Raw genomic sequence first — 8,583 nt, forward strand, 5'->3', positions numbered from 1 at the left:
ATTAAGAAAATTATGATAATTGTGACAATGAATTTTCTGTAAATAACTATATATTAATACTTTAGTAGTGAATTAAATTAGGTGGCTTCGGCTAACAGTGACTGAGTCGAGATGCTGTAAGTAGGTTGCCCTAAAATAAAAGCCCTTGTGGCAATAGTTAGACTTATAGAGCGACTGGCCAGTATTATTGTATCAACCTATACTTGCCTAAGGGAGGGTGGGGCCGGTCGAGCCTCTAGTTTTGGTGGCAACTACTACCAGAGTAGTTGCTGGGACGTGGGGTATAATAGGTGAGATAATGAATGCCGGCCTTGGTTAAAAGTTTGGTACAAAGGTTAAGCGAGCGGTCACTCGATGGGTGTGTCAACGCATCTTACTGCGCGGAGGCAGGGCCCAGAAAGGTACACCTTCCAGGACCCCATCAATTAGTAGCGGCTTGTCCCGGATATCAGGGGCCAGAAAGTGGCGCCAGTCAAGTATCTTCGTGGACCCACCTTCCTGACCCATTTGCCATGAACTTCGGCTACGCCCGCGTCTCAGCCAAAGACCAGCACCTCGATACCCAACTCGACCAACTCCAGGCCGCCGGCGTCGACCGGGTGTTTGAGGAAAAGGTCAGCGGCGCCACTACCCAACGGCCCATGCTCACTGAGCTGCTGGCCACCTTGCGCGCTGGCGATACAGTGACTGTGGCCCGCCTGAACCGGCTGGGCCGCAACAGCGCCCACATCATGCAGCTGGTGGCCGACCTGCACGAGCGTCAGGTGCGCTTCATAGCCCTGGACCTGGGCATCGACACGGCCACGCCCGCCGGCCGGCTGGTGCTGGGCATCTTCGCCGCACTGGCCGAATACGACCGCGAGAGCATTCGCGAGCGAGCCACGGCCGGTATCGCCCTGGCCAAAGCGCAGGGCAAACACCTGGGCCGTCGCCCGGGTGTGGATGAAAGTAAGTTGTCCAAGGTGCAGGCGTGTCTGGCCACCGGCATGTCAGTGCATCAGACGGTAGCCGCCACGGGCGTGAGCGAGTCCAGCGTTAAGCGCTACCGCCGCCAGGTAGAATTGCGCCATTCAGACGCGGAATAAGGCAAAGTACTTCCGCGTGTCGCGTCTCGCACTAGATACCACTCAATTCTGTCCTGTCTAAGCAGACCACCTCACTTTTAGCGCTGCTGCTATCATGAATCTTTTCGGCAATATTTGACCGTGCGTTACGCTGCTGCTCCGAATCTTCCATGAATTATTACAAACGTTCGGCTCCGATTTACTTTCGGCTCAGCCGCGCCACGGCATTGCTCGTGTGGATAATGGCCTTGCTGGCGGCCCCCATGTGCCGCGCACAGGCGCCAACCTGGCGACAGCTCATAGCCATTGAGCAACTCAATAGCCGCTTTTGTACGGTAACGGCCATTGAACCGGAGGGCTCAGACGCCATGTACATTGCCGGGCATTTCGAGGGCACCGTGCGAATAGGCACCACGGTGCTGACCAGCGCGGGCGGCACCGATGGTTTCGTTGCCAAGTGGCGAAGGGTTGGGCAGGGAGGAAGCTTCACTTGGGCGCTCCGGTTCGGCGGCACCGCCGACGAAGAGGCCAGCGCCTTGGGCCGCAATGGGGTGAACGTGTACGTGGCCGGAATCTTCCGCAGCCCCACGGCGGCATTCGGGGCGCGCGCGCTGACCAACCGCGGTACTCCTGGCACCAGCGACGGCTTCGTTGCCCAACTTAATGACGGCGGAAACAACGCCTTTTTTCAGTGGTGCGAATCAGTGTCGGGCACAGCCAATGAGCGCATTACGTCGCTGCGCTCGGATGGACGGCGCGTGTTTGTGGGCGGCTCGTTCGGCAGCCCTGAGGTCAGCGTGGGAGCCCTGCGCCTGCGCAACACCAGTACCGGGGCCAACACCGACGGATTCATTGCCAGCCTCTACGACAATGGGCCGAATGCAACGGTCATGTGGTTCTTGCCAATCAGCGGCGCGCAAAGCGAGGAGGTAACCGGCGTTGTGATGATTGGAGCCAAAACCTACGTCGTGGGCGGGTTTTCCGGCTCCACCGCCGCCATCGGTGCCACGGTATTGTCGAATAACGGAACCGTGGGCACCCGCGACATTTTTGTGGCGGTGGTGGCCGATGCGTTTACTTCAGGCACCTTCATGTGGGCCTATAGCGCCGGGGGACCGGGCGATGACTGGCCGGAAGGCGCCGCGCGCACGGCGGGGGGAGGCGATGGCATTTTCCTGGTGGGCGCTTTTAGTGGGCCTACTGCCCGCTTTGGCGCCAGCACCGTTGCCAATACCGACGCCAGCGGCGCCACCACAGATGCCTTTATCACGCGTGTGGAAGACGCCGGCCCCACAGCCGACTTCGCGTGGGTAAAGCGCGCGGGAGGTACCGGCAATGACGTCGCGCGAGGCGTCCGGGCATTTAGCGAAAGTATCCACGTGGTTGGAGACTTTGAAAACACCGCCATCTTCGATTCACATTCGCTGACCAGTGCCGGGCCGCCGGGTGTTCCCGACATCTTCGTGGGCCACCTCAACGCCCCGTGTGGGTCCGTTGAGTTCGACTGGGTCCAGCGGGCCGGTGGGCCAGGGCCCGACTACGCCCTTGGGTTGTTCCCGTACGGTGCTTCAACGTCCGGTTCTCCCAACGAGGTCTACGTTGTGGGGCGCACCCAGCCACAAGCGCAATTCAGTGCACTGAATGTGCCCGGTGCTGCGGGCACGGTGGTGGGCTACCTGGCCACAATTGAAGCGTTGCCTTCCGCCACGGCGTGCATCGTGGGCGATACACTTGTTTGCAGCGGCGGGCGGCTCACGCTCAACACGTCGGTGAGTGGACCGGTTACGTCTTATCGGTGGAGTACCGGCGCGACCAGCGCCTCCATTCAGGTCACGCAACCGGGAATCTACACGGTCCAGGTGGTCTTCGCTACCGGCCAGACGCGTACCGTTCGCCACCGGGTCGGCGCTGTCAGCCTGGCTATCAGCATTGCCGGCGACAGTGTGCTGTGCGCCAACGCCGCGCTTACCTTGCTCGGGATGGCGCCCAATGCCGTTGCCTACGAGTGGAACACCGGCGCCACCACCCCCGCCCTGACCGTCACCCAGCCCGGCACCTACACCCTGACGGCCCGGTACCCCGCCGGTTGCACCGCCACCCGTCGCGTGGTGGTGCGCCGAGCGTCCGTGGCCGTGACGGGCCCGGCGCAGGCGTGCCCGGGCTCCCCCAACGTGCTGACTGCCGTGGCGCCCGGGGCCACAGCCTACCGCTGGAACACGGGCGACACCACCCCCACTCTCGCAGTGACGCAGGTGGGGACTTATACGGTAACGGCTTCTTTTCCTGGTGGGTGCTCACTCAGTGCCTCCCATACCGTCGCTGTTCCGGTGGCAGCCATTAGCGGCGATTCCCTGTTGTGTGCGGTACGCCCCGTGCAGCTGGCAGCGGGTCAGTCCGGCGCTACAGCTTACCGGTGGAGCACCGGCGCAACCACCCCGATTATTAGCGTGACGCAACCGGGATTATACTCGGTGGTGGTAGTGTATGACGGAGGCTGTCAGAGCAGCGCCAGCTACCGCGTGCGCTCCCTACCGGACCTGCCCCCCCTCATCTTGGGAGCAGATACGACCCTGTGCGAGGGCAGCGCCCTGTTTCTGCAGCCCCTTGCCGCCATTCCGCCCGGGGCTACCTACCGCTGGTCAACCGGCGCCGCCACGCCTGGCTTGCTAGTCCAACAGGCCGGCACTTACACCCTGACGGTCAGCACGGCCTGCGAAACCCGAACCGCTACCCGGCAGATCGGGTACCGGCCCTGCGTACGCATCCCCAACATCATCACGCCCAACGGCGACCCGCAAAACGAAACGTTTATAGCGCAAGGGCTAATTGGCAAGTGGTCCCTCCAGATTTACAACCGGTGGGGCCGCCAAGTGTACGCCACCGACGCTTATCGACATGACTGGGGCCCCGGCGCTGCCCCTGGCGTCTACTATTATTTATTGCAGCAAGAGGGAAACCCACTCATGTACAAAGGGTGGCTTAAAGTAGCGCTATGACCGGTGCGTAATTTGCAAGGCCGAACTTGCCTTTATGCGTCTGGGGCGTTGGTGTGACTTATGCATGATTTCGCTGCGCCAGCTGGTTCCTCATGGCGAGGGCCAAGGGCAATATTTTGTTTAGAAACGGTCTGAACAGGGGTAGTTATTGTGAGAGGGTAAGAGGGCGTATTTATACAACAAGCCTCGTTTAGCTTCGGACCGTTTCGCTGAACGCCTCTGAGTATCTTCCCAGATGAAAGTCATTTTGCAAGGGTCGGAGATGACGAGCGAGCAGGCGCTGCACGCCCAGCTCAAACAGCACCTCTGCTTTCCCGACTATTACGGTAAGAACTTGGACGCGCTGTGGGACTGCATCCGATGCGTGGCAGTGCCCTTGACCGTGGAATGGAGAGACTTTGCCCAAAGCCGGCTGCACCTGGGCCTCTATGCGGACCAAGTGCTCGAAACCCTGCGCGATGCCGAGCAAGAAGTGCCGGGGTTTCTACTTGAAGTCCACTAAGACACTGTTTACCTTTGGACCATTTAGGTGAACGAGCAGCCGGCCCGACCTCGGCGGCGTCGGAGCACCGTGGCAAACGGGCTGGATAAGATAAATAGCTCAAGCACGCCGCAGTAGACTTGTTCGCGTGGGAATCTTGCCAGCCTTGCGCGCCCCTTCCGGCGATGACTGACCGGGCAGGGTCGTACGGGCTTTGGGAACGTGATGGGTACCCGCATGCGGCCAAGGAATGCTTCCCGGCCAAGGATACTGGCGCGTAATACTCGATGGAGCCAGCTACCTATTATAACTCTTATAAGAGGATTAGTAGCGTATCTTGCATGTAAATCAGGCATCTACAATCATCAAAGTGCTGATTTATTTTGTATTTAAAACAGACGTGCCAGTCTTTTGAGGATCAGCGTGCTGTTTGCTTAAAGGCGCCGTTTGCCAAGCAGCGCCGTTAATTACCTGAAGCCTTGCCGGTCACCACGGCCCCCCATGAAAGAAAGCGAAAAGCGGTACCGGCGCCTGATTGAAGCCAGTCAGGATTTGCTGGTTACAGTGAGCCTGCAGGGCCACATCATCGACACCAACGAGGCCGCAGTGAAAATCACGGGCGTCGCCCGCGAGACCCTGATGGGCTCGGACTTCTTTCAGTACTTCACGGAGCCGGAGCAGGTGCGCAAAGTATACCAAGAAGTGGTGGCCAGCGGGGCCGTGAGCAACGTGCCGTTCACGCTGTGCCACACCAACGGCGCGCTCACGGAGGTGCTGTTCGACGGCTCGGTGTACAAAGGCGATGCCGGCGAGCTGCTGGGCGCGGTCATTGTGGCCCGCGAAATCGCCGAAAAGAAGTGGGCCACGGAGCTGGGAATTGCCAACAAGGAACTCGCCTTTCAGCACCACGAAAAAGAAAAGCGGGCCGACGAACTCAGCATTGCCAACGAAGAGTTGGCCTTTCAGAACGACGAGAAAGAGAAACGAGCGCAGGAGCTCAGCGTGGCCAACGAAGAGTTGGCCTTTCAGAACGATGAGAAGGAGAAACGCGCCCAGGAGCTGAGCATCGCCAACACCGAACTCGCCTTCCAGAACGATGAGAAGGAGAAACGCGCCCAGGAATTGAGCATCGCCAACACTGAGCTAGCTTTTCAGAACGATGAAAAGGAGAAGAGGGCCGCCGAGCTCGGCATTGCGAACAAGGAATTAGCTTTTCAAAACGACGAGAAAGAAAAACGCGCGCAAGAGCTGAGCATCGCCAACGAAGAGCTAGCATTTCAGAACAATGAGAAGGAAAAACGGGCCGAAGAGTTAAGCATTGCCAACACCGAACTGGCGTTCCAGAACGACGAGAAGGAAAAGCGCGCGGCCGAGCTCAGCATTGCCAACATTGAGCTGGCGTTCCAGAACGACGAGAAGGAAAAGCGGGCCGCCGAGCTGGTGCTGGCCAACAAGGAACTAGCTTTTCAAAACGACGAAAAGGCAAAGCGGGCGGCCGAGTTGCGCATTGCTAACTACGCCCGTGGCCTGATTGAAGCCAGCCGCGACCCGTTGGTGACCATCAGCCCGGAAGGTAAAATCACAGACATGAACCAGGCCACGGTCAACATCACGGGCCTGGACCGCGCGCAGCTGAGTGGGTCTGATTTCTTCGTGTACTTCACCGACCCGCAGATGGCGCGCGAAGTGTACCAGGAGGTGTTTGCCAAGGGCACCGTGGCCGATTCGCCGCTCACCCTCCGGCATAAAGACGGCAAGCTGACCGACGTACTGTTCAATGGCTCGGTGTACAAGAACGACGAGGGCGAAGTGTTGGGCGTGGTGGTGGTGGCGCGCGACGTAACCGACCAGAAACGCATCGCCACCGAACTCACCGAAGCCAAAATTGCGGCCGAGCTGGCCACCGTGCTGGCCGAGGAGGCCCAGGCCAAGGCCGAAGATGCGGTGAAGGCCAAGCAGCAGTTTCTGAGCAATATGAGCCACGAAATTCGCACGCCCATGAACGCCATCATCGGCTTCACGAAAGTGGTGCTAAAAACCGAGCTCAGCGACAAGCAGAAAGAATACCTGACGGCCATCAAGCTCAGCGGCGATACGCTCATTGTGCTCATCAACGACATCCTGGACCTGGCCAAGGTGGACGCGGGCAAGATGACTTTCGAGCAGATTCCCTTCAAGCTTGCGGCCTCGGTGACGGCCATGGTGCACCTGTTCGAAACCAAAATTCAGGAAAAAAACCTGGCCCTGGAGATGGACTACGACACCCGGATTCCGGAGGTGCTCATGGGCGACCCCGTGCGCCTGCACCAGATTATTCTGAACCTGGTGAGTAATGCCGTCAAGTTTACGAGCGAAGGAACCATCACGGTGGGCGTGCGCCTGCTGGTGCAGGACAAAGAGAAAGTCATCCTGGAGTTTGCCGTTACGGACACCGGCATCGGCATTGAGGAGGCCAAGCTGGACACCGTGTTCGACAATTTTCAGCAGGCTACCAGCGGCACCAGCCGCCTGTACGGCGGCACGGGCCTGGGCCTGGCCATTGTGAAAAACCTGGTGGAGCCGCAAGGTGGCACGGTCAACGTGCGCAGCAAGGAGGGCAGGGGCTCCACGTTCAGCTTCATTCTGAGCTTCCCCAAAACCACCGAAAAAGCTGCCGCCGACCTCGGCCTGCACATCGACTTGGAAGCGGGATTTAAGAACGTGAAGGTGCTGGTGGTGGAAGACATTGCCCTGAACCAACTGCTGATGAAGACGCTGCTCGAGGACTTTGGCTTCGCGATGGAGGTGGCCAGCAACGGCAAAATAGCCGTCGAGATGCTGCGCACTACCCCGTTCGACATTGTGCTGATGGACCTGCAGATGCCCGTGATGAACGGCTTCGAGGCCACGGAGTACATCCGCAACGAGCTGCACCTAAAGGTGCCCATCATTGCCCTGACGGCCGATGTGACGACCGTGGACGTAGCTAAATGCAAAGCCGCGGGCATGAACGACTATATCTCCAAACCCATCGACGACAAGCTGCTCTACAGCAAAATCATCAAGTTTCTGAAGCAAGCCAGTAGTCATGCGCCCGCCGCAGAGGACTTGGAGGGCGAACTGCAAGACCCCCCTTTTACGTGCGTGAACTTCGATTACCTGAAACGCATCACCAAGAGCGAGATGCGCATGGCCGAAATGATTCGCTTGTACCTACAGGAGATTCCGCAGTTGGTGCAGACCATGAAGAAGTCCATTGCCGAACGGAACTGGATTGGATTGAAGATGGCGACGCATTCCATCATTCCCACGTTTGCCACCATGGGCATCGACCCGCAATACGAAGACATTGCCAAAGCCATCCAGGCGTTGGCTGTGATTCTCATTCTCAAAGACACCGGGGATTGGGAAAGCGACGAAAGTCAGGCCCGCATCCACACGCTGTTTGGCAAAATAGAAACCGTGTGCGCACTGGCTGCCCGCGAGCTAGAGGAAAAGCTGGGGTTGCTCACGAAAACGGGCCCGTCTGCGAAGACGGTCTTGCACCCCTAAGCGGGCTGACAAGCCAATTAGCTACTTTGGGAGAACGCTCGCGCTTTCCACCGTTTCAGTAAACCGAAGCGGGCAAGCCTATCTGCACGGCACTAGGCCGTCATTCAGCCGTGTCTCCTTAGCGCGGACTGTCTGGGTTGCCCTTTCGTTTTTTGTACAAAGCGGTGGCGAAGATGAGAGAGACCGCGCCTCCAAAGCTCAGCCCCAGCCCCAGCTTCGCCAAGGAGTCGTTGCGGCCGGAATAGTAGCCCGCCATGAATGTTCCGCCCAAGGCCAAGAGAAGGCATAAGGTGGCAACAAAGTAGAAGGAGCGGGATGGGTTTTTCATAGGGATTCGCAGTCAGTGGTATCGTGGGAATAAAAATGTGCCGAGGCCGTGAGTTTCTCCTAGCAAATCTGGCAGTCGGATGAGCCTTGCAAGATATCTGTTTTCGGATATCTTGCAAGGCTCATCCGACTGCCAGAGGTTAAACAAACAGCCCTATTTTTGAACGGAACGCGTTTACTTTCG

Annotated in this window: 5 protein-coding genes; 4 read left to right on the forward strand and 1 reads right to left on the reverse strand. The window is 58.6% G+C overall.

All coding sequences use genetic code 11. The annotated features are described in order from the left end of the window. Positions 1 to 512: 512 nt before the first annotated feature. The 4 genes from HW556_RS17345 to HW556_RS17365 all read left to right on the forward strand — a co-directional run bounded on the left by HW556_RS17345 (position 513) and on the right by HW556_RS17365 (position 8,072). Positions 513 to 1,085, forward strand: a complete 573-nt coding sequence (locus tag HW556_RS17345) for a recombinase family protein (protein WP_176901387.1) — start codon at positions 513 to 515, stop codon at positions 1,083 to 1,085. Positions 1,086 to 1,234: 149 nt separating this feature from the next. Then, positions 1,235 to 4,060 (forward strand): gliding motility-associated C-terminal domain-containing protein, encoded by a 2,826-nt coding sequence (locus tag HW556_RS17350; RefSeq protein ID WP_176901388.1) that lies wholly within the window; start codon positions 1,235 to 1,237, stop codon positions 4,058 to 4,060. Between the two features lie 235 nt (positions 4,061 to 4,295). Further along, the gene (locus HW556_RS17355; RefSeq protein ID WP_176901389.1) at positions 4,296 to 4,562 is read left to right on the forward strand and encodes a barstar family protein; all 267 of its coding nucleotides are present in this window, start codon (positions 4,296 to 4,298) and stop codon (positions 4,560 to 4,562) included. A 480-nt stretch (positions 4,563 to 5,042) separates the two neighbouring features. Continuing rightward, positions 5,043 to 8,072: a PAS domain S-box protein gene (locus HW556_RS17365; RefSeq protein ID WP_218136958.1), complete on the forward strand. Its 3,030-nt coding sequence runs from the start codon at positions 5,043 to 5,045 to the stop codon at positions 8,070 to 8,072. 118 nt (positions 8,073 to 8,190) lie between these two features. Here HW556_RS17365 and HW556_RS17370 read toward each other — a convergent pair whose 3' ends face one another. Next, complete coding sequence (locus HW556_RS17370; protein ID WP_176901390.1) at positions 8,191 to 8,400, reverse strand: hypothetical protein; 210 nt, start codon at positions 8,398 to 8,400, stop codon at positions 8,191 to 8,193. Positions 8,401 to 8,583 lie beyond the last annotated feature (183 nt).

This window comes from Hymenobacter terrestris, from assembly GCF_013377905.1.
GTDB lineage: Bacteria > Bacteroidota > Bacteroidia > Cytophagales > Hymenobacteraceae > Hymenobacter > Hymenobacter terrestris.

Bases quoted from the DNA above. Each gene is read 5' to 3' on its own strand.
- HW556_RS17345 (WP_176901387.1), top strand. From the start codon at position 513: ATGAACTTCGGCTACGCCCGCGTCTCAGCCAAAGACCAGCACCTCGAT.
- HW556_RS17350 (WP_176901388.1), top strand. From the start codon at position 1,235: ATGAATTATTACAAACGTTCGGCTCCGATTTACTTTCGGCTCAGCCGC.
- HW556_RS17355 (WP_176901389.1), top strand. From the start codon at position 4,296: ATGAAAGTCATTTTGCAAGGGTCGGAGATGACGAGCGAGCAGGCGCTG.
- HW556_RS17365 (WP_218136958.1), top strand. From the start codon at position 5,043: ATGAAAGAAAGCGAAAAGCGGTACCGGCGCCTGATTGAAGCCAGTCAG.
- HW556_RS17370 (WP_176901390.1), bottom strand. From the start codon at position 8,400: ATGAAAAACCCATCCCGCTCCTTCTACTTTGTTGCCACCTTATGCCTT.